Consider the following 21,680-nt stretch of genomic DNA (forward strand, 5'->3'; position numbering starts at 1 on the left):
GACGAATCCGCGGAATCGGCGTGCGCGGAGTCCGTGTCCCGGGAGTCGGGGCGCGGGGAGTGGGCGCCCGGAGAGTCGGGGCGCGGGGCGGAAGGCTGCATGGCGCCAAGCTTGGCACGGTGCGGTCCCGGGGTATCCGCGCGGGTAAGGTCTGCGCCTGTGAGCACTGCGAATTCCCGGGGGGCCGGCCCCACGCCCGCCGCCCTGATCCCCCCTCCGGACGCCAGACCGCCGGTACGCCACCCCGACGCCCCCGCCCCCGGTGAGCTGCTCGGCTCCCACTACGACCACTGCTTCGGCTGTGGCGCCGGCCAAGCGCACGGCCTGCACCTGGCGGCGCGCGCCGGTGCCGGGGTGACCATCACCGCCGAGTTCACCGTGCGCCCCGCCCACCAGGGCGCCCCGGGCCTGGCCCACGGCGGTGTGCTGGCCACAGCCCTGGACGAGACGCTGGGCTCGCTGAACTGGCTGCTGCGGAAGATCGCGGTCACCGGCCGGCTGGAGACGGACTACGTCCGCCCGGTCCCCGTGGACACCGTGCTCTTCCTCCAGGCCGAGATCACCGCGGTCGCCGGGCGCAAGATCTACTCCACCGCCGTGGGACGGATCGGCGGCCCCGAAGGACCGGTCGCCGTACGTGCCCAAGCGCTTTTCATCGAGGTCAAAGTCGAGCACTTCATCGACAACGGCCGCCCGGAGGAGATCCGGGCCGCCATGGCCGACCCCGACCAGATCCGGCGCGCACGCGCCTTCGAGGTGAATCCCTGATGTCCCTGACGCCCAGCCCGGCCCCGGTCTCCCCGGCCTCGCCGGTTGACGTGCTGATCCGCCGGGTGGACCCCGACGTCCCGCTGCCGGTCTACGCGCACCCCGGTGACGCCGGCGCCGATCTGGTGACCCGGGAGGCCGTCGAACTGGCCCCCGGCGAGCGCGCGGTGCTCCCCACCGGGGTCTCCATCGCCCTCCCGGACGGCTACGCCGCCTTCGTCCACCCGCGCTCCGGTCTCGCCGCCCGCTGCGGTGTGGCCCTGGTGAATGCCCCAGGGACGATTGATGCCGGGTACCGTGGGGAAATCAAGGTGATCGTGGTCAATCTCGACCCGCGCGACAGCGTGCGGTTCGAGAAGTACGACCGCATCGCCCAACTGGTAGTCCAGCAGGTCGAGAAGGTGCGCTTCCACGAGGTGGCGGAGCTTCCCGGCTCGGCACGGGCCGAGGGGGGCTTCGGGTCCACCGGCGGTCATGCCGTGGTGGACGGCTCAGCGGGTGGGAATCGATACGCTTCCGTCGTATCCGACCGGGAAGGACAGTGACGTGTTCGGACGTCGCAAGAAGAGTGGTTCCGCGGAGGACGCGGACGCAACGGGCGAGGCCGAGCGAGTCGCCGACCTGTCAGCCGAGAGCGACACGGAACACGCGGACGGTGAGGAGACTCCCCGCGGCAGGGTGAACCTCCCGCCGATGCCGCGGCCGGACGGCCCCTGGGACCTCGACGAGGTGTCCAAGCCCGCCGAGGGCCGGGTCGACCTGGGCGGCCTGTTCGTGCCCGGGGTCGAGGGCATGGAGCTGCGGGTCGAGGTCGCGGGGGACGCGATCGTCGCGGCGACCGTGGTGCTCCGCGACAGCGCCGTACAGCTTCAGGCGTTCGCGGCGCCCAAGAAGGAAGGCATCTGGGGCGAGGTCCGCGAGGAGATCGCCACCGGCATCACCCAGCAGGGCGGTGTCATCGACGAGGTCGAGGGCCCGCTGGGCTGGGAGCTGCGGGCGCAGGTGCCCGTACAGCTGCCGGACGGCACCGGCGGTGTGCAGTTGGTGCGCTTCATCGGGGTCGACGGCCCGCGCTGGTTCCTGCGGGGAGTGATCTCCGGCCAGGGCGCAGTGCAGCCGGAGGCCGCCGGTCTGCTGGAACAGATCTTCCGGGACACGGTCGTCGTGCGCGGTGACGGCCCGATGGCGCCGCGTGACCCGATCGTCCTCAAGCTGCCGGAGGACGCGCAGATGGTGCCCGAGGGCGTCCAGCAGGAGGACCAGGAGAACTCGCGCTTCTCCGGAGGCATGGGACAGCTCCAGCGCGGTCCGGAGATCACCGAGATCCGCTGACCCGTACGAACCGCCAGGTGGGCCGCGCTTCCGTCAGGGAGTGCGGCCCACCGGTGTTTCCGCGTACTGTGCCCGGACCGATTCCGTACGTCTGTACGGCTGTGTCCGGTGTCCACACGACGCCGGTGGGACGAGGGGGATTCGATGACCGAGAGCACGAGCGCGGGCAGCGGCACGGTTCTCGCCGGTGATCCGGCGGCCGGTGCGATGGTACGGGTGGAGAATCTGCACCGCTCGTACGGTTCCGGGGCGGCGGCCGTGCACGCCCTGCGCGGGGTCTCCTTCACGATCCCGCGTGGTGAGCTGGTCGCCCTCAAGGGCCGCTCCGGCTCCGGCAAGACCACCCTGCTCAATCTGGTCGGCGGTCTCGACTCTCCCGACGAGGGCCGGATCAGCGTCGACGGGATCGATCTGGCCGCCCTCGGCGAGAACGGTCTGCTGGAGCTGCGCCGGGACCGGATCGGCTTCGTCTTCCAGTCCTTCGGGCTGATCCCCATCCTCTCCGCGGCCGAGAACGTCGGGGTGCCGCTGCGGCTGCGGAAGGCCGACGCCCGGGAGCGCGACGAGCGCGTCGAGCTGCTGCTCGACCTGGTCGGGCTCGCCGATCACGCGGCGCAGCGGCCCGGGGAGCTGTCCGGCGGGCAGCGGCAGCGGGTCGCCATCGCGCGGGCGCTGGCCAACCGGCCCGCGTTGCTGATCGCGGACGAGCCGACGGGCCAGCTCGACGCGGAGACCGGACTCGCCGTGATGGAGCTGCTGCGGGCGGTGGTCCGCGGCGAGGGGGTGACGGCGCTCGTCGCCACCCACGACGCCCAGCTCCTCGGTCTCGCGGACCGGGTGCTGGAGCTCAACGACGGCGATCTCATCGAGCACTGAGGCCCGCGCCCTCCCGCTGTGACCTTCCCGCTGTGGCCTTCCCCCGTCGTTGACCAGCGGCGGAGCCGTCCCGGCCGCCGCTTCTGCGGCGGTGCGGGCGCCGGCGTCAGAATCGCGTCAAATACGTCGCTCACGGACGTCCCAGGTCCGTTCCGCCCGTGTCCTGGGCCGTATGGTCGTCCCAGCGTGAACAGCAGTTTCTGAAAGACAATGAGGCCATGGGACGCGGCAAGCTACGGATCTATCTCGGCGCGGCGCCGGGTGTGGGCAAGACCTACGCCATGCTGGCCGAGGCCCACCGCCGGGTCGAACGGGGCACGGACTGCGTGGTGGCCTTCGTGGAGCACCACGACCGGCCCCGTACCGAGGTCATGCTGCACGGTCTGGAGCAGGTCCAGCGGCGCGAGATCGAGTACCGGGGGACCGTCTTCACCGAGATGGACGTCGACGCCGCCCTGGAGCGGCGCCCCACGGTCGCGCTGGTGGACGAGCTGGCCCACACCAATGTGCCGGGCTCCCGGAACGCCAAGCGCTGGCAGGACGTGGAGGAGCTGCTCGCGGCCGGCATCGATGTCGTCTCGACCGTCAACATCCAGCACTTCGAGTCGCTGGGCGATGTCGTGGAGTCCATAACGGGCGTACGGCAGCGGGAGACCGTCCCCGACGAGGTCGTCCGCCGGGCCGATCAGATCGAATTGGTCGATATGTCGCCGCAGGCGCTGCGGCGCCGGATGGCCCACGGCAATATCTACAAGTCGGACAAGGTCGACGCGGCCCTCTCCAACTACTTCCGGCCGGGCAATCTGACCGCGCTGCGGGAGCTGGCCCTGCTCTGGGTCGCGGACCGGGTGGACGAATACCTCCAGCAGTACCGGGGCGAGCACAACATCCGCTCCACCTGGCAGGCCCGGGAGCGGATCGTCGTCGGTCTCACCGGCGGGCCCGAGGGCCGCACCCTGATCCGGCGGGCGGCCCGGATGGCCGCGAAGGGTTCCGGCAGTGAGATCCTCGCCGTCTACATCGCCCGCAGCGACGGTCTGACCTCGGCCTCGCCCAAGGAGCTGGCGGTCCAGCGGACCCTGGTCGAGGATCTCGGCGGCACCTTCCACCACGTCATAGGCGATGACATCCCGGCCTCGCTGCTGGAGTTCGCGCGCGGGGTCAACGGCACTCAGATCGTGCTCGGCTCCAGCCGCCGCAAGGCGTGGCAGTACATCTTCGGGCCGGGGGTGGGCGCGACCGTCGCCCGTGACTCGGGGCCCGATCTCGACGTCCACATCGTCACCCACGACGAGGCGGGAAAGGGGCGCGGACTGCCGGTCGCGCGCGGGGCGCGGCTCGGCCGGTCCCGGATCATGGCGGGCTGGCTGGTCGGTGTCGCCGCCCCCGTACTGCTGTCGTTGCTGCTCACCGCGCTCGATGACACTCTCGGACTCGCCAATGACGTGCTGCTCTTCCTCTTCCTCACGGTGCTCTCGGCGCTGCTCGGGGGACTGCTGCCGGCCCTCGCGTCGGCGGCGGTGGGTTCTCTGCTGTTGAACTTCTACTTCACCCCGCCGGTGCGGACGCTCACCGTGTACGACCCCAAGAACATCGTCGCCATCGTGATCTTCTTCGCGGTGGCGGTCGCGGTGGCGTCGGTGGTCGATCTGGCGGCCCGCCGCACCCATCAGGCGGCCCGGCTGCGCGCCGAGTCGGAGATCCTGTCCTTCCTCGCGGGCAGTGTGCTGCGCGGCGAGACGACCCTCGACGCGCTGCTGGAGCGGGTCCGGGAGACCTTCGGCATGGAGTCGGTGGCCCTGCTGGAGCGGCTGAGCGACGTCGATCCCTGGACCATCGCGGGCAGTATGGGCCCGCGCTGTGTCGTACGGCCCGAGGACGCCGATGTGGACATGCCCGTCGGTGACCATATGGCGCTCGCGCTCTCCGGGCGGGTGCTGCCCGCCGAGGACCGGCGGGTGCTGGCCGCCTTCGCCGCCCAGGCCGCCGTCGTCCTGGACCGGCAGCGGCTGGTCGGGGCGGCGGAGGAGGCCCGCAGGATGGCCGAGGGCAACCGGATCCGGACGGCGCTGCTCGCCGCCGTCAGCCACGATCTGCGCACTCCCCTGGCGGCCATCAAGGCGGCCGTCTCCTCACTCAGGTCGGACGACGTGGCCTGGTCCGACGAGGACGAGGCGGAGCTGCTGGCGGCGATCGAGGACGGTGCCGACCGGCTGGACCAGCTCGTCGGGAATCTGCTGGACATGTCCCGGCTCCAGACCGGCACCGTCACCCCGCTGATCCGGGTGACCGATCTGGACGAGGTGGTGCCGATGGCGCTGGTCTCCGTGCCTGACGAGAGCGTGGAGCTGGACATCCCGGAGTCGCTGCCGATGGTGGCCGTGGACCGGGGACTGCTGGAGCGCGCGGTCGCGAACATCGTGGAGAACGCCGTCAAGTACAGCCCCGACGGCACCCCCGTCTCCGTGGCGGCGAGCGCGCTCGGCGACCGGGTGGAGGTACGGGTCGCCGATCGCGGCCCCGGTGTCCCCGATGACGCGAAGGAGCGGATCTTCGAACCGTTCCAGCGTTACGGTGACGCCCCGCGCGGGGCCGGGGTGGGGCTCGGTCTCGCCGTCGCCCGTGGCTTCGTCGAGTCCATGGGAGGCACCCTCAGCGCCGAGGACACCCCCGGGGGCGGCATGACCATGGTCCTCACTCTCCAGGCGGCGCCCGGCGTCGAGCCCGTGAGCCCCGATCTCCCCGCCCGGGTCACCTCATGACCGGGCCGGCCGGCGCGGCACAGACCGTAGCGAAAGGCAGGACAGCGATGACCAGGGTGCTCGTGGTCGACGACGAGCCGCAGATCGTGCGCGCCCTCGTGATCAATCTGAGGGCGCGGAAGTACGAGGTGGACGCGGCCCCCGACGGCGCGACGGCGCTCCAGCTCGCGGCGGCCCGCCACCCCGACGTGGTCGTCCTCGACCTCGGTCTGCCCGATATGGACGGGGTCGAGGTGATCAAGGGGCTGCGCGGCTGGACCCGGGTGCCGATCCTGGTGCTCTCCGCCCGGCACACCTCGGACGAGAAGGTGGAGGCGCTGGACGCGGGCGCCGATGACTACGTGACCAAACCGTTCGGGATGGACGAGCTGCTGGCCCGGCTGCGGGCGGCGGTCCGGCGCGCGGAGCCCGTGGGCGGCGGTGACGACGACCTGGTGGTGGTCGAGACCGCCGGGTTCACCGTCGATCTCGCGGCGAAGAAGGTCCACCGCGACGGGCGGGACGTCCGGCTGACCCCGACGGAGTGGCATCTGCTGGAGGTCCTGGTCCGGAACACGGGCCGGCTGGTCAGCCAGAAGCAGCTCCTCCAGGAGGTGTGGGGGCCGTCGTACGGGACAGAGACCAACTACCTCCGGGTCTATATGGCCCAGCTCCGGCGGAAGCTGGAGACCGACCCCTCGCATCCCAGGCACTTCGTCACCGAGCCGGGGATGGGCTACCGATTCGAGCGTTCCTGAGGCCGTGGCCGGGACGGCCTGTGGAGAGCGCCGTGGCCGGGACGGCCAGTGGAGAGCGCCGTGGCCGGGACGGCCAGTGGAGAGCGCCGTGGCCGGGACGGCCAGTGGAGAGCGCGGAGGGCGGAACGGCCAGTGGAGAGCGCGGAGGGCGGAACGGCCAGTGGAGAGCGCGGAGGGCGGAACGGCCTGTGGAGAACGGGGAGGGCGCGGGTGCGGGCCGGTACCCTTGCCCTATGAGTGCTGTCCCCCGTTCCGAGAGCGGTTCCGGTAAGGCCGACAGGGCGGCGAGACCGGCCGGCCGGTTCCGCCGTATGCTCGACCGGCTCGCCAGCTCGCAGGAGGACCTGGAGTCGGCGGAGCTGCGCGAGGACGCCCAGGCATCGGGGTGTACCCGCATCGCCGAGTGCGGTGACCGCCAGATCGTCCGGGTGACTGGTACCTTGCGCACGGTCACGCTGCGACCGCGGGCCGGAGTGCCCGCGCTGGAGGCGGAGCTGTTCGACGGTACGGCGCCCCTGGACGTCGTCTGGCTCGGCCGCCGCTCCATCGTGGGCATAGAACCGGGCCGCAGGCTCATAGCCTCCGGCAGGATCTCCATGAGCCACGGCCGCCGTGTGCTGTTCAACCCCAAATACGAACTCCGACCGCTCGGACAGGAGTAGCCGGTGACGTCTGTCGACAAGCCGACCACCACGACCAACGAACCGCAGCCGCCCCACGACGACCAGACCGCCGCATCGAAGGCGGTCACGGAGGCGGCGCTCTTCGAAGCCTTCGGCGGCGTGCGCGGCATGGTCGAGACGGTCGTGCCCGGACTGCTGTTCGTCACGATCTTCACGATCAACAAGGACCTGCATATCGCGGCGATCGCCGCGCTGGCGGTGTCCCTGGTGCTCGTCGCGGTCCGGCTGTTCCGCAAGGACACCGCGAAGCACGCGTTCAGCGGGGTCTTCGGGGTCGCCTTCGGTGTGGTCTTCGCGATGATGACGGGCAATGCGAAGGACTTCTATCTGCCGGGGATGCTGTACACGCTCGGCCTGGCGCTGGCGTACATCATCACCACGATCGCCGGGGTCCCACTGATCGGCCTGATCCTGGGCCCGGTCTTCAAGGAGAACCTCTCCTGGCGCACCCGTAACCCGGGCCGCAAGAAGGCGTACGCCAAGGCGAGCTGGGCCTGGGGGCTGATCCTGCTGGCCAAGTGCGCGATCCTCTTCCCGCTCTACTGGTGGGCGGACACGACCCAGTTCGGCTGGGTGCTGGTCGCCCTGAAGATTCCGCCCTTCCTGCTGGCGGTCTATCTGACCTGGGTCTTCCTGTCGAAGGCGCCGCCGCCGATCGATGTCTTCGCGGAGATGGAGGCGGAGGAGCGCGCCGAGCGCGAGCGCAAGGCCGCCGCGCGGAGCAGCGAGGCGTAGCGGCCCGCCCGCTCCGGCCCGCCCGACACAGCCCGCCCCGGTCACGACGGACATCGTGACCGGGGCGGGCTGTGTCGGGCGGGGTGGACGCGCTGTCCGGTTTCGCTTCGGGCGGGTCAGCCGTGTTTGCGCGCCTCGATCAGGAAACGGGCCGAGTGGGCGACGAAGGGCCCCTCGGCTCCGATGTGTTCGTGCAGCCGGCGCAGCGTCTCCCGATGGGCGGCCACGGTGAAGCCCGGCACCATCCAGACCACCTTGCGCAGGAAGTAGATCACCGCGCCGATATCGTGGAACTCCATCCGCAGCCGCTCCTGGCGCACCTCGACGACCTCCAGACCGGCCGCTTCGGCGGCGGCGCTCTCGTCCTCGGGGCGGCGCTCGCGGCGGGCGGCGGGCTGCGGCCCGAGGAAGAACTCCACCAGTTCGAAGACGGACGCGGGGCCGACGTGTTGGGCGAAGTAGGTGCCCCCGGGGCGCAGCACCCGCGCGAGCTCGGTCCACCAGACGGTCGCCGGGTGCCGGCTCGTCACCAGGTCGAAGGCGGCGTCGGCGAACGGCAGGGGCGGCTCGTCCGGATCGGCGACCACCACGACGCCGCGGGGGTGCAGTCGCCGGGTGGCCTCGGCGAGGTTGGGCGGCCAGGATTCCGTGGCGGCCATGGTGGGTGGGAGGACCGGTGCCCCGGCGAGTACCTCTCCCCCGCCGGTCTGGATGTCCAGCGCGGCCGACGCGACCGCCAGCCGCTCGCCCATCAGCCGCTGATAGCCCCACGAGGGGCGCGCCTCGGTGGCGCGGCCGTCGAGCCAGGAGAAGTCCCAGCCCGCCACGGGGGCCGTGTCGGCCTCGGTCACGAGATCGTCGAAGGTACGAGACATGACGCCATCATCGGCGAACCCGCGCCGGTCGCGCGGTGCCGGGGGGCACGGAGCCCCCGACCGGCCGGGGGGGGTCCATGACCGGGGTCGGTCAGTTCGCGATCCAGATCCCGAAGTCGGGTTCGCCGGGGGGACGGTGTCTCAGGAGGCCGGGGCGGTGCACGAGTAGCCCCGGACGGGGATACGGGCGGGGGCACCGGCGAGGGCGCGGGCACAGGGGCCCGGTGAGCACCCTGACGCACGGCTCCCAACGGGAGCGGCGAAAGGCCGTGTTCGTCGCCCTCTCGCAACAAGAGGGACATAGGCGGAGATTGGCATCAGGCCCGGTGATACTTTACATGTCGCTTACCTGAGTAAATGTTGTGGCAAGCTTCTGTCGCAACCTCACCCAATTCGCCCGGAAGGAGCCGCTGGTGCCGACCCGTACCCGCAGCGCTCCCCGGCCGGGGAGCGCCACTCGTACACCTGGACAGCGCCCGCCCGCCCCGTGAGGCGACGACGCCCGGGGCGAGTCGGGAGCGTCCGCCATGAGCCGGATCCGCGCCCGCGACGACCGACCGTGCGCCGGACCCCGGGTCCGCGCCGGGGACCATTCAGAGAACAGAGAACAGAGCGTGTCACAACAGCGGCCGTACACGGCCCTCACCACCGGGGTCCTCGCGACCCTGCTCCTCGCCGGACTGGCCACCGCCGGACCGGCCCAAGCGGTCGCCGGCGACCCGGCCACCGAGGGAAGCCACGCCTTCACCGCGAAGATAGACATCGGCAACGGTGAACGCAGTTGCTCCGGCGCGCTCGTCGCGCCGCAGTGGATCGCCACGGCGGCCGGCTGCTTCACCACCGACACCCAGAGCGGGACGGTCGCGCCGGGCAAGCCCGCCTTCACGTCGGTCGCCCTCGTCGGCCGGACGAACCTCAGCGCGACTGGCGGCCAGACCGCCGAGATCGTCGAACTCGTACCGCATGCCGACCGGGATCTGGTGCTGGCGCGGCTGGCGAAGCCGATCACCGGTGTCGCCCCGGTGGGGATCGGCACCACCGCTCCCGCACCGGGCGAGGTCGTGACGGCGGCCGGTTATGGCCGTACGAAGTCGGCATGGGTGCCCGGCAAGCTGCACACCTCTCCCTTCACCGTGAACTCCGCGGACGGCGGCACCCTCACGACGACCGCCGCGACCAGCGCGTCCGCCGTCTGCCGCGGCGACAGCGGCGGGCCCACCCTGCGGGCGACCGGCGGCGGATTCGAACTCGTCGCGGTCAGCAGCCGGTCCTCGATGGGCGGTTGTGTCAACGAGGAGGACACCCCCAACACCGCCGTCAGCAGCCGGGTCGACGATCTGGCGGAGTGGATCGGCACCGTCACCACCGGCGCGCCGGTGACCGACTTCAACTGCGACGGCGCGCGCGACATCGCGGTCGGCGACCCGGAGGCCGTGGTGGGCGGCGACGCCAAGGCCGGCCTGGTGCGGATCGTCTACGGCGCCGGCAAGGGCCACGCGGAGCTCGCGCAGGACCTCGGCACGGTGCCCGGCGGCTCGGAGGCCGGTGACCGGTTCGGCGAGACCCTGGCCACCTTCGACCACAACTCCGACGGCTGCACCGACCTGGTGGTCGGCATCCCGGCCGAGGACCTGGTGGGCAAGACCGACACCGGCATGGTGCAGGTGCTGTACGGGGCGCCCGCCGGACTGACCAAGGGCAAGGCCGCGCTGGTGCTGGAGCAGGGCGCGGGCGGCGGCGCCATCGGTTCATCGGCGCCGGAGTCCGGGGACCGGATGGGCCACTCGCTGGCCGCCGGCGCCACGGCCACCGGTGAGCCGTATCTGCTGATCGGCGCGCCGGGCGAGGACCTGGACGCGATCGTCAACGCCGGTAACGCCTTCTACCTGCGCGGTACCACCAACGCCGCGGTGCACGAGGGCAAGGACGGGGTGACGGGCGATGTGGAGAAGGACGACCGCTTCGGCACCGCGGTCGCGGCCTCGCCGCAGCACCTGACGATCGGTACGCCGGCGGAGGCCATCGGCACCAAGGCGTCGGCCGGTCGTTTCCATGTCTTCAGCCACAAGCTGACCGGTGGTTTCCCGACTCCGCTGACCGCCCTCGACCAGGACAGCACCGTGATCAACGGCGACGCCGAGACCGGTGACCGGTTCGGCGCCTCGCTCGCCATGGTCCCGCACCGCCCGGCCGGCGCGGCGACCGCGACGGAGTCACTCCTCGCGGTCGGCTCCCCCGGTGAGGCCAACGGCGACCTGAAGGAGTCGGGCCGGGTGGTCACGCTGAAGGTGAGCGCGACGGGCAAGGTGACCCAGCTCCACGACATCCACCAGAACACCGCCGACGTGGGCGGCGCCAACGAGGCAGGCGACCGCTTCGGTGAGCGGCTCTCCGCCGTCAACACCGCGCCGGACGCCGTCTCCACCGAGCGGACCGCCCTGCTCGCCGTGGGCGTCCCCGGCGAGGACGTCGGCACGGCCGCCGACTCGGGCTCGATCTGGGTCTTCCCGCTCATCGGCGCCCCGGGCGCGGCCGATGTGCCGGTGGAGCCGGGCAAGGTGGGCCTGCCGGGCGTCTCGGGTGCCGGACAGCGGCTGGGCAACAGCCTCACCGCCACCGGAACGCACCTCTACGTCGGGATGCCCGACGGGCCCGCACCGACCGGCGCCGCGCACACCGTCCCGTGGGCGAATGTGCTCTCCGCGGCCACCGAGCCGGTGACGACGCACCAGCCCGGCAAGGGCGGACTGCCCGCCGCGGGTGGCGCGTTCGGTACCGCCATCGGCTGACCGCGCACGGGCGACGGCCCGTCAGCACACCGGGCCGGGTCCCGGGGCACCTCGCGAGGTGCCCCGGGACCCGGCCCCTGGTGTTCTCAGAGGCAGTCGGCGGCGCGGCACTTCTCATCACCGGGCCGCGCTCACCAGGCGGCGGCGTTCGCCAGGCAGCCGCTCTCACCGCGCGGCGTCGCGCACCACGCGGCTGCTCTCATCACGCGGGAATGGCGACCGAGCGACAAACGAGATCAAGCCACCTGGCGGCTCGGTCCCGACCCTCGCGCCCCCTCCCCCGCCCGGTCCTCCGGGCGCACGGGTGAGACCGCCCCCGGCGAGGAGCGCGGGGGGACGACCGGCCCGCCGTCGGCGAGGAGCGGCAGGTGTCACGGCGCCACGGACGGTCCCCACACGGTCCGTTCGCGACGTCCGCCGGAGGTCGGCCACCGGCCCGGACGGGGTTCCGGGCGCCTTCCCCGGGCCCCCCTCGGCACGCATCGGATCATGGACATGACTGGATCCATACCTTGACGGCTCGGCCCGCCATCCGTTGATCTGGCTCGGCTCCCGCCCCCACAGCCAGTGGTCCGCGGGGCGCTTCGCCACCCACTCCCGCTCTCCTGGCGGAGGGGACCCCACCGGAAGGAACCCGATGAACCGGTCAGTCGTCACCATGGCCCTCACGGCTGCTTCGGCAGTGGCCGTCATGGGCATGGCCGCTCCCGCGCAGGCCGCTCCCGCGAACAAGCCGCAGATCCTGTCCCAGTGGACCCAGACGAGTGCCGCCAGCTACAACTCGTGGGCCGCGGCCCGCGCGAACCAGGGCGCCTGGGCCTCGTACAACTTCGACTGGTCGACGGATTACTGCAGCAGCTCCCCGGACAACCCGTTCGGATTCCCGTTCCAGAACTCCTGTGCCCGCCATGACTTCGGGTACCGCAACTACAAGGCGGCGGGCCAGTTCCCCGCGAACAAGGCGCGGCTCGACAGTGCCTTCTACGAGGACCTCAAGAGAGTCTGTAACACGTACACCGGCGGGCAGCGCACCATCTGCAACGGCACCGCGTGGACGTACTACCAGGCGGTGAGCGCCCTCGGATTCGCCGCCGACACCGCGGCGCCGAAGTCGGCCGCGCAGAAGCCGGCCGCGCTGAAGGTCGGCTAGCGGAGGCGGTCCGCCGAGGTGCGGCCGGGGGCTCGTGGCAGTGCGGTCACGGGCCCCCGGAGCGGCGGAGATCGGCGGGCGGCGGGCTACCTCCGGCCTCCGGTCAGGCACCACTCCAGCACGGCGGACGCGCTGTGCATCTTGTTCTCCGCCTGGTCGTAGGCGACGCTCGCGCTGCCGTCCAGCACGGCCGCCGTCACTTCCTCCCCGCGGTGGGCCGGCAGATCGTGCATGAACCTGCCCTCCGGATAACGGGACATCAGCGCCTCGTCCACCCGGTACGGCTCGAAGACGGCGCGCCAGTCGGGATCGGGCTTGCTGGTGCCGGTCGTCTGCCAGCGGGTGGTGTAGACGAAATCCGCCCCGCCAGGCACCGCGGCCAGGTCATGGCCGCTCATGAACGTGCTTCCGGAGACCTCCGCGTACTTCCTCGCGGCGTGCTCCGTCGCTTCGGGCAGACCGTAGCCGGGGGGCGTGACGACATGCAGTGCGGTCCCGCTGAACCGGGTGAGCGCGAGGGCCAGGGCGACGGCGGAGTTGTTGCCCTCGCCGACGTAGAGCACGCGGACCCCGTCGATCTCCCCGCGCAGCCGCTGAATGGTGGTCAGATCGGCCAGCGCCTGGGTCGGATGCTCACCCTCGCTCATCGCGTTGACGACCGACATCCGGTCCTGCGCCGCGTAGGCGGCGATCTCCCGGTCCGGGCCCGACGTGCGGACGACCAGCCCGTCCAGCATCCTGGACAGCACCTGGCCGGTGTCCTCCACCGTCTCCCCGGTGTTCTCCTGGAGGTCCGCGGGGCCGTAGGCGATGACCTTGGCCCCCAGTCGCAGGGCCGCGGCCGAGAACGCGGTGCGCGTCCTCGTGGACGTCTTCCGGAAGTACGTCCCGATCACCTGCCCCGACAGCACTGCGGTGGACTCCTGGCCCGCCGCGTACCGACTCGCCCTGTCGACGAGGTACCGCAGTTCGTCATCGGTCAGATCCGCGATCGACAGCAAGTGTCGGCGCCTGTGCTGCATCGAAATCTCCGCTCACGATCGGCCGAGCTGGTGCACCGAAGCTAATTGGCCGTGCCCGGCGTCCACCAGCGCCGCAGGGGGTTTGGCAGATTGTCGCCACACCGGTCGGCACCGGGTGAGACACCACTCCCACCGTGCGTTCGCCGCTCCCACCCGGGGCGGACGGCACCACCGCCCGCCCCGGGTGGAGCCCCCCCGCCGGTACGGGCCGGGCCGCTAGGAATCCGCCCCGGTATCGCCCAGCTCCCGCTGCCGGTCCAGGAACCGGCCCAGTTCGGCCGCGCCGAGCACCGGTTGCCGTACCGCCGATCCGGCCAGCCGCTGTTCGGTGCGCGGCGCCCGGTAGTCCTGCTCCATCAGCGGCTGCGCCGGATCGAACTCCATGTTCGGGAACATCGGCAGCAGTCGCTTCAGCCAGGTGCCTCCGGGCCGCTCCGCCGCGTCGAGCAGCCGGGCCCGCCAGCTCAGATACGGCAGTGCGGTGACCGGCTCCCCGCTGTGCTCGGTCAGCCACCCGACCATGTCCGCCCAGCGCACCGGCCGGCCGCCGATGATGTGGAACAGCTCGCCCTCGACGCCGTCCTGACGGGAGAGCTCCACGACGGCGCGTGCCGCGTAGTCCACCGGCGCCAGGTTCAGCTCCAGGTCGGCGACCGGGACGGCGCCGATCCGCGCACAGGCGACGATGGACTGGCAGACCACGTCGTCGGGGTTGGCCGCTCCCGTGTGGCTGTGCCAGGAGATCGTGCCCAGCCGGTAGACCGTGGCCGGGAGACCGCGCTCGGCGGCGGCGCGGACCAGTGACTCGGCGGCCCACTTGCTCTGCGAGTAGCCGTCGGGGATGCCGTCGAGGTGGTCGGTGGGGGTGTCCTCGGTCACCGGGCCCCGTTCGGCCTGCGCACCGGAGAACACCGACATGGTCGAGACGTGGTGCAGCGGTGTGCCGCGCCGGGCCGCGAGGTCGAGCAGTTCCCTGGTGCCGAGCACATTGGCCGCCCGGAGCGCCGGATACGGATAGACCGTGTTGACCTGCGCGCCGTTGTGGTAGATCGCGGCGAGCCCGTCGCCGAGGGCGTCGAACGCCGATTCATCGAGGCCGAACCGCGGTAGCGCCAGATCCCCGGCGACGACCTCGACCCTGCTCGCGACATCCGTGTCGGACACCTGGAGCCGCCGCAGCGACTCCAGGAGCCGCCGTCGGCCGTCGGCGGCGTCCGCGCCGCGGACCAGGCAGCGCACCGGCCCGCTGGTGCGGTCGAGCAGCTCCCGCAGCAGGAACGCGCCGACGAACCCGGTCGCGCCGGTCAGCAGGACGGGCGCGGCGTCGCCGAGCGCCCGGCGGGTGGCGGTGGGGGCGTAGTCCGGGTCGAGCACGGCGTCGGCCCGCACCCGGTCCAGGACGTCCGCGATCTCACCGCCGCGGAGCCGGATGGCCAGTTGGGCGGGGGTGGGGTGGGACAGCACGTCCCGCAGTTCCAGTTCGATACCGCGCGCGGCGGCCTCGGCCACGACGCGCAGGCTGGTGATCGAGTCCCCGCCCAGCTCGTAGAAGTTGTCGTGCCTGCCGACCCGGTCCAGGCCGAAGACCTTCACCCAGATGTCGATCAGGCGGGCCTCGGCCGGGTTGCGGGGCCGTTCGTACGGGGTGGCCAGCTCGGGCCGCGACTGCGGGGCGGGCAGCCGCCGGTGGTCGGTCTTCCCCCCGGAGGTGACGGGGAGTTCATCGAGCACCAGCACCGCGGCGGGGACGAGGTAGGCCGGCAGCCGCTCGCCGACGAACCGGCGCAGCTCGGCGGGGTTCGGCTCGGTGTCGGGGGCCGGGACCACGTAGCCGACCAGTCTGCGGTCGCCCGGGGTGTCCTCGCGGGCGACGACGACGGCCTCGGCGACGCCGGGGTGCGCGCAGAGCGCGGCCTCGACCTCGCCGGGTTCGATCCGATAGCCCAGGATCTTGACCTGGCCGTCCGCCCGGCCGAGGAACTCCAGCTCGCCGTCGTCCCGCCGGCGCACCAGGTCGCCGGTCCGGTAGAGCCTGCCGCCCACCGTCGAGTACGGGTCGGGGACGAACCGTTCGGCGGTGAGGCCGGGCCTGCCGAGGTAGCCGCGGGCGACTCCGGCCCCCGCGATGTACAGCTCGCCGACGACGCCGTGCGCGACCGGATTGCCGAACCCGTCGAGCACGTACACCCGGGTGTCCGCGATGGGGCGTCCGATCGGCACCCTGGTCGCGCCGGGCGCGGGGGTGCCTGCGTCGGCCACGACACAGCCGACCACGGTCTCGGTGGGACCGTACTCATTGATGATCACGGCGTCCGGGGTCAGCTCCCGCCAGGCGCGCACGCTGTCCGCGCGCAGTTCCTCGCCGCCGACCACGAAGGTGCCGACCGAGTCGATCCGGCCGCCGTCGGCCAGCCGCGCCCGCAGCAGCTCCAGATGGGCGGGGGTGATCTTCACCAGGTCGAACCGGTCGGGCCCGCGGAGCAGTTCCGCCAGCGCGTCGACGGGGGCGTCCCCGGGGAGCAGCCGCACGGCCGCGCCGCCGGCGAGCGGGACGAGCAGATTGGTCACGGAGAGGTCGAAGGCGACCGAGCCGAGCAGCGGCACGGTGCCGCCGCCGGTGACCCGGTAGCGCCGCACCGCCCAGTCGAGGTAGTTCGCCAGGCCCCGGTGGGTGACCATGACGCCCTTGGGGGTGCCGGTCGATCCGGAGGTGTGGATGAGGTAGGCGAGCGTGTCCGGCAGGGGTCGGGGCAGCGGGACGGCCGGGGTCGCGGCGATCAGCGGCCAGTCGGTGTCGAGGAGTACGGTTCGGCCGGTGAAGCCCGTCCCGAGCCCGGCGACGAGCGCCTCCTCGGTGAGCACCAGCTCGGCACCGCTGTCGGCGAGTACATACTCCCGCCGCGCGGCCGGGTGGTCCGGGTCCAGGGGCACGTAGGCGCCACCGGCCCGCAGCACTCCCAGGATCGCGACGATCAGCTCCACCCGGTGGGTGAGCAGGATGCCGACCCTGACGTCCGGTCCGACGCCGTGCCCGCGCAGATGGGCGGCGAGCCGGTCGGCCCGCCCGGCCAGCTCCGCGTAGCTCAGGGCCGTGCCGTCGGTGCCGATGACCGCGGCCCGCCGGGGGGCCCGGCGGGCGTGGTCGGCGACCCGGTCGGCCGGGGTGACGACCTCGTCGGCGGACTCGTGCCGGGCCGCGTTCTCGTCGGCGGCCTCGTGGTACCCGGTCAGCAGGCGGTCCCGCTCGTCCGGCGCGAGGTGGTCGCCGCGGGCGTCTCCGTCGGCGTCGGCGGCCATCGCCTCCAGCACGCTCCGGTAGGTGTCGGCCAGCCGCCGCGCATGGGCGCGGTCGAGCACATCGGTGCTGGTGGTGAGGGCCAGATAGCCGCCGAGTGAGGTCACGGCGAGCGGGAACTCATTGGGGCTCTCGTCGATGCTGTCGTCGAAGTCGACCAGGTCGGTGTCGACCATGTGGAAGTCGAGGTAGTTGAAGAACACGTCGATCAGCCGGGCGTCGCCCCCGGCCCGCGCGCGCCGCATCGCGGAGAGCGGGTAGCGGCGGTAGGACCACACCTCGCTCTCCCGCGCGTAGACGTCGGCGACCAGCTCGCGCCAGGTCGCGGCGGTGAGCCGGAACGGGAACGGCACGGTGTTGAGGAACATCCCGTACAGCCGGTCCGCGCCGGGCACCTCCGGACGGGTGTCGCAGACCAGACCGGACGACAGGGACCGTTCCTCGGTGAGGGTGCTCATCACCTTGAGATGGGCGGCGTGCAGCACGCTCTTCAGCGACACCCCGACACTGCTCGCCAGCGCGCGCAGACCGTCGTGGAGGTCGGAGACCGGGACCCAGATCTGGTACGGGACGGCCGGTTCCGGGCCGTCCGGCGGGGCCGCCCACCCCTCGGGCAGCCGTATCCGGGGGTGTGTGTCGAGCACCTCCCGCCAGTACGACTGGTGCTCCGGTGACCGCAGGGTGCGCCGCTCCAGCGCGACGAAGTCGGCGTAGCGGGTGGTGACGGTGCCGGGTTCGGGCAGCGGTGCGCCGTCCCGGACGGCGCGGTAGAGGTGGAGCAGTTCCATCAGCAGCGAGTGGTAGCTCCACCCCTCGAGGATGGCGTGGCACTCGGTGATCGAGAGCCGCCAGCCGTCGTCGTGGAGATGCGCGCCCAGCCGCATCAGCGGCGGCCGGGAGAGGTCGAACACCTTCCCGCGCTCGTCGGCGATGTAGTCGCGGACGATCCGTTCCCGTTCGTCCGCGCCGCGCCCGCGCAGATCGGTCACGGTCAGCGGCAGGGTGGCCGCCGGGTGCACCACCTGGAGCGGTTCGGAGTACTCCGTGGGGTGGAGCGAGGTGCGCAGTATCTCGTGCCGGTCGGTCAGTTCGGCGGCGGCGGCGCGCAGCGCTTCCGCGTCGAACGGCTCTCCGTCGCGGATGCTGAAGGAGGTGATGTTGTGGTAGACGTTCCGGTCGCTCGCGAGCATCTCGATGACCATGCCCACCTGCACCTGGGACATCGGATAGGCGTCGAGCGGTCCGGAGGTCAGCCGCTCGGCGTCGGCGGGGGCCAGGAGGGAGAAGGGTGCGGCGCTCGGCAGCGGTTCGGCCGTACCGGTGCGCCGGGAGAGCGCCTCGGCCAGCCCGGCGATCGTCCGGTGCTCGAACAGATCGCGTACGGAGACGTCGAGGCCCTCGGCGCGCAGGGCGCCCACCACCGCGACCGCGCGCAGCGAGTCGCCGCCCAGCTCGAAGAAGTTGTCGTGCACGCCGACGCGGTCGGTGCCGAGTACGTCCCGCCAGACGGCGGCCACCCGCTGCTCGCCGGGCGTGCGGGGCGGCTCGTACCGGGCGCGGGCGGCCACCGCGCCGGCGTCCGGCTCGGGCAGCGCCGCGGGGTCGAGTTTGCCGTTGGCCGTCAGCGGAACGGTGGGGATCTGGAGATAGGAGGCGGGTACCAGATGGCTCGGCAGCCGGCCGGCCAGCCAGGACCTGACCTCGGCGCGGTCCACTCCGGAGGCGGGGTCCTCGGGGACCAGATAGGCGACCAGGCGTACGGTACGGTCCGCTCCGGTGCGGGCGGTCACCACCGCGGTGCGCACGGCGGGGTGTTCGGCCAGGGTGGTCTCGATCTCGCCGAGTTCGATCCTGAAGCCCCGGATCTTGACCTGTTTGTCGGCCCGGCCGATGACCTCCAGGACACCGCCCTCGCGCCAGCGCGCCAGGTCGCCGCTGCGGTAGAGCCGGGTGCCCGGCGGTCCGTACGGATCGGGCACGAACCGCTCCGCCGTCAGCTCGGGCCTGCCGAGGTAGCCGCGGGCGAGCCCCGGCCCGCCGACGTACAGCTCACCGACCACTCCGACCGGGGTCGGCCGGCCGGCCCGGTCCAGCAGGTGGACCCGCAGGTCGGACAGGCCGCGGCCGATGATGCTCGGGGTGGTGGGGGTCAGCTCGCCGGCGTTGACGTGGTGGTAGGTCGTGTGCACGGTGGTCTCGGTGATGCCGTACATATTGATCAGCTTCGGGCCGCCGGTGCCGAAGACGGCGTCCCACGGCAGCAGTTCGGCGGGTTCCAGCTTCTCCCCCGCGAAGATCACGGCGCGTAGCCGGAGCTTCCGCAGCCGTGCGTCGTCCGGGCCGGTCGCGGCGAGCAGCGTGCGGAACGCCGACGGTGTCTGGTTGAGCACGGTGACCCGCTCCCGGACGAGCAGATCGATGAACTCGTCCGGCGAGCGGGTCACCTCGAAGGACGGCACGACCAACCGGCCGCCGTGCCCGAGGGCACCCCACAGCTCCCAGACCGAGACGTCGAAGGCGTACGAGTGGAAGAGCGGCCAGACGTCGGCGGGTCCGAAGTCGTAGTGCTCACCGGCGGACGCGAACAGGCGCAGCACATTGCGGTGGGTCATGCAGACGCCCTTGGGACGTCCGGTGGAGCCCGAGGTGTGGATGACGTACATGAGGTGGTCCCGGGCGGTGACCGGCTCGGGGTCGGTCGGGGCGGCGGCCTCGATCAGGGCAGCGTCGCCGTCGAGCGAGATCAGCTCTCCGGTGTAGGAGTCCGCGAAGAGTTCCGTGTGGGCGTCGTGGGTGATGAGCCGGGTCAGTCCGGTGTCGGCCAGGATGTCGGCGAGCCGCCGGGCGGGGTAGGCCGGGTCGAGCGGGACGTACGCCCCGCCGGCCTTCACCACCGCCAGCAGGCTCGTCACCAGGTCGACGCCGCGTTCCAGACAGACGCCCACCAGCCGGTCCGGGCCGACGCCGTGCGCCCGGAGGGTGTGGGCGAGCCGGTTCGCGCGCGCGTTCAGCTCGCCGTAGGTCAGCGAACCGTCCTCGTCGACGACGGCGACGGCGTCCGGGGTGGCCGCGGCGTGGGCCTCGAACGCCTGGTGCATCCCCACGGCCGTGCCGAGCGCGGGGTGTTCGTCGAGCACCCCGGCCGGGTCGGCGCCGCCGGCCCAGGTGACGAGGAGTTGGTGCCGTTCGGCCGGCGACAGCGGGTCCGCGTCGGACACCCGGCGCTCCGGTGCGCCGACGAGCCCGGCGAGCAGCCGGTGGTAGTGCCCGGCGAAGCGCTCCATGGTGGACCGGTCGAACAGGGCGGTGGCGTATTCGAGGAAGCCGCTGATGCTGCCGTCGGGCAGTTCGGCGAGTTGCAGATTGAGGTCGAACTTCGCGACCGTCCACTCCACCTCGATCCGCTCGGCGGTCAGCTCGGGCAGGTCGAGCTCTCCCGCGACGCCGTCCTGCAGTCCGAACATGACGGTGAACAGCGGTGTGCGGGCCAGATCGCGTTCGGGGGCCAGTTCCTCGACGAGCTGCTCGAACGGCACGTCCTGGTGCGCGATGGCCCGGCCGACGGCCCCCCGGCCGGTGTCGAGCAGTTCGAGGAAGCTGGGGTCGCCCTCCCACCGGTTGCGCAGCACCACCGTATTGATCAGGAACCCGACCAGGTCGGCGATCTCCGGGCGTTCGCGCCCGGCGACGGGGGTGCCGACCGCGATGTCCCGCTGTCCGGTGTAGCGGGAGAGCAGCACCTGAAAGGCGGTGAGCAGCACCGTGAACGCGGTGGTCTCCTGTCGCCGGGCGAGCCGGCGCACCTCTTCGGCCAGCTCGGCGGGGAGGGTGAAGCGCAGGGTGGCGCCGGTGGCGTCCCTGATCGGCGGGCGGGGGCGGTCGGCCGGCAGCTCCACGACGCCGAGCCCGGCCAGTTCGCCGCGCCAGTGGTCGAGCTGGCGTTCCAGTTCGGCCCCGGAGAGCCGGTCCCGCTGCCAGGCCGCGTAATCCGCGTACTGCACCTCGTTCCGGGGCAGTCCGGCGGCGTCCTGCCCGCCGGGGGCGATCCGCCGCCGGTAGGCCGTCATCAACTGTTCGGCGAGCAGGTTGAGCGACCAGCCGTCGCAGGCGATGTGGTGCAGTACGAGGACCAGGAGATGGTCGTCGGCCGCGATCCGCACCACCCGCAGCCGCGCCGGCAGGTCGGTGTCCAGCCGGAACGGGGCGCGCGCCTGGTCGTCGGCGTAGGCGAGGGCGAGCTTCTCGCGTTCCCCGGCCGGGCGGTCGGCGAGGTCGGCCACGGCGAAGTCGATCTCCGACTCGCCCCCGATGAGCTGGGCGGGAGCGGTGCCGGCGAGTGCGTACCGGGTGCGCAGGATCTCATGGGCGCCGACGATGTCGAGCCAGGCGGCGCGCAGCGCGTCGACGCGCAGCCCGCCGCGCAGCCGGACCGCCCACGGCACCAGGTACTCGGGGCTGCCGGGGGTGAGCCGGTCCAGGAACCAGAGCCGTTGCTGTCCGAAGGAGAGCGGCAGCGGCCGCCGCCGGTCGGCGGGCGGGATCGTGGCGCGGCGGCCCGGCCCGCCGCGCCGTCCCGCCAGTCTGCTGGCGAGGATGTCGGCCCTGAGTCCGGCCGCGTCCCGAGCGCCTTGGTTCCCCGTCACATCATTCGCCTCT

13 protein-coding genes are annotated in these 21,680 nt (G+C 72.3%); 10 read left to right on the forward strand and 3 right to left on the reverse strand.

Translation table 11 applies throughout. The features are described 5' to 3' along the window. Positions 1-159 precede the first annotated feature (159 nt). From ACH4S7_RS22715 to ACH4S7_RS22750, 8 genes are all read left to right on the forward strand, one after another. A complete protein-coding gene (locus ACH4S7_RS22715; RefSeq protein WP_398523050.1) occupies positions 160-768 on the forward strand; it encodes a PaaI family thioesterase in 609 nt (202 codons plus the stop codon). Continuing rightward, on the forward strand, positions 768-1,313 hold the full coding sequence (dut, locus tag ACH4S7_RS22720; RefSeq protein ID WP_398523051.1) for a dUTP diphosphatase: 546 nt from the start codon (positions 768-770) through the stop codon (positions 1,311-1,313). Before ACH4S7_RS22715 ends, dut begins: the two co-directional genes overlap by 1 nt. Before the next feature lies 1 nt (position 1,314). Continuing rightward, positions 1,315-2,100, forward strand: coding sequence for a DUF3710 domain-containing protein (locus ACH4S7_RS22725; protein WP_398523052.1), 786 nt, complete (start codon positions 1,315-1,317; stop codon positions 2,098-2,100). 144 nt (positions 2,101-2,244) lie between these two features. Then, positions 2,245-2,976 carry an ABC transporter ATP-binding protein gene (locus ACH4S7_RS22730; protein WP_398523053.1) on the forward strand — a complete coding sequence of 244 codons (732 nt, stop codon included), beginning with the start codon at positions 2,245-2,247 and terminating at the stop codon, positions 2,974-2,976. A 218-nt stretch (positions 2,977-3,194) separates the two neighbouring features. Beyond that, positions 3,195-5,738: an ATP-binding protein gene (locus ACH4S7_RS22735; protein ID WP_398523054.1), complete on the forward strand. Its 2,544-nt coding sequence runs from the start codon at positions 3,195-3,197 to the stop codon at positions 5,736-5,738. Between the two features lie 47 nt (positions 5,739-5,785). After that, positions 5,786-6,475, forward strand: a complete 690-nt coding sequence (locus ACH4S7_RS22740) for a response regulator (protein ID WP_398523055.1) — start codon at positions 5,786-5,788, stop codon at positions 6,473-6,475. 233 nt (positions 6,476-6,708) lie between these two features. Next, positions 6,709-7,137 (forward strand): OB-fold nucleic acid binding domain-containing protein, encoded by a 429-nt coding sequence (locus tag ACH4S7_RS22745; RefSeq protein ID WP_398523056.1) that lies wholly within the window; start codon positions 6,709-6,711, stop codon positions 7,135-7,137. Positions 7,138-7,140: 3 nt separating this feature from the next. After that, positions 7,141-7,893: a DUF3159 domain-containing protein gene (locus ACH4S7_RS22750; RefSeq protein WP_398523057.1), complete on the forward strand. Its 753-nt coding sequence runs from the start codon at positions 7,141-7,143 to the stop codon at positions 7,891-7,893. A 116-nt stretch (positions 7,894-8,009) separates the two neighbouring features. On the opposite strand, the gene ACH4S7_RS22755 is transcribed toward ACH4S7_RS22750, so the two are convergent. Then, positions 8,010-8,768 (reverse strand): class I SAM-dependent methyltransferase, encoded by a 759-nt coding sequence (locus tag ACH4S7_RS22755; RefSeq protein ID WP_398523058.1) that lies wholly within the window; start codon positions 8,766-8,768, stop codon positions 8,010-8,012. 614 nt (positions 8,769-9,382) lie between these two features. Here ACH4S7_RS22755 and ACH4S7_RS22760 point away from each other — a divergent pair. Both ACH4S7_RS22760 and ACH4S7_RS22765 read left to right on the forward strand, forming a co-directional pair. Next, positions 9,383-11,557, forward strand: a complete 2,175-nt coding sequence (locus ACH4S7_RS22760; protein WP_398523059.1) for a S1 family peptidase — start codon at positions 9,383-9,385, stop codon at positions 11,555-11,557. 637 nt (positions 11,558-12,194) lie between these two features. Then, complete coding sequence (locus ACH4S7_RS22765) at positions 12,195-12,707, forward strand: phospholipase (protein WP_398523060.1); 513 nt, start codon at positions 12,195-12,197, stop codon at positions 12,705-12,707. Positions 12,708-12,793: 86 nt separating this feature from the next. On the opposite strand, the gene ACH4S7_RS22770 is transcribed toward ACH4S7_RS22765, so the two are convergent. Next, positions 12,794-13,729, reverse strand: a complete 936-nt coding sequence (locus ACH4S7_RS22770) for an ornithine carbamoyltransferase (RefSeq protein WP_398523061.1) — start codon at positions 13,727-13,729, stop codon at positions 12,794-12,796. Positions 13,730-13,945: 216 nt separating this feature from the next. Beyond that, the gene (locus ACH4S7_RS22775; protein WP_398523062.1) at positions 13,946-21,667 is read right to left on the reverse strand and encodes an amino acid adenylation domain-containing protein; all 7,722 of its coding nucleotides are present in this window, start codon (positions 21,665-21,667) and stop codon (positions 13,946-13,948) included. Positions 21,668-21,680: the final 13 nt, after the last annotated feature.

Origin of the sequence: Streptomyces sp. NPDC020965 (assembly GCF_044333555.1) — a bacterium.
GTDB lineage: Bacteria > Actinomycetota > Actinomycetes > Streptomycetales > Streptomycetaceae > Streptomyces.

What these genes read in the sequence shown, in the direction of transcription:
- ACH4S7_RS22770 (WP_398523061.1), bottom strand. Translation starts at nt 13,729, where the DNA reads ATGCAGCACAGGCGCCGACACTTGCTGTCGATCGCGGATCTGACCGAT.
- ACH4S7_RS22745 (WP_398523056.1), top strand. Translation starts at nt 6,709, where the DNA reads ATGAGTGCTGTCCCCCGTTCCGAGAGCGGTTCCGGTAAGGCCGACAGG.
- ACH4S7_RS22735 (WP_398523054.1), top strand. Translation starts at nt 3,195, where the DNA reads ATGGGACGCGGCAAGCTACGGATCTATCTCGGCGCGGCGCCGGGTGTG.
- dut (WP_398523051.1), top strand. Translation starts at nt 768, where the DNA reads ATGTCCCTGACGCCCAGCCCGGCCCCGGTCTCCCCGGCCTCGCCGGTT.
- ACH4S7_RS22740 (WP_398523055.1), top strand. Translation starts at nt 5,786, where the DNA reads ATGACCAGGGTGCTCGTGGTCGACGACGAGCCGCAGATCGTGCGCGCC.
- ACH4S7_RS22730 (WP_398523053.1), top strand. Translation starts at nt 2,245, where the DNA reads ATGACCGAGAGCACGAGCGCGGGCAGCGGCACGGTTCTCGCCGGTGAT.
- ACH4S7_RS22755 (WP_398523058.1), bottom strand. Translation starts at nt 8,768, where the DNA reads ATGTCTCGTACCTTCGACGATCTCGTGACCGAGGCCGACACGGCCCCC.
- ACH4S7_RS22765 (WP_398523060.1), top strand. Translation starts at nt 12,195, where the DNA reads ATGAACCGGTCAGTCGTCACCATGGCCCTCACGGCTGCTTCGGCAGTG.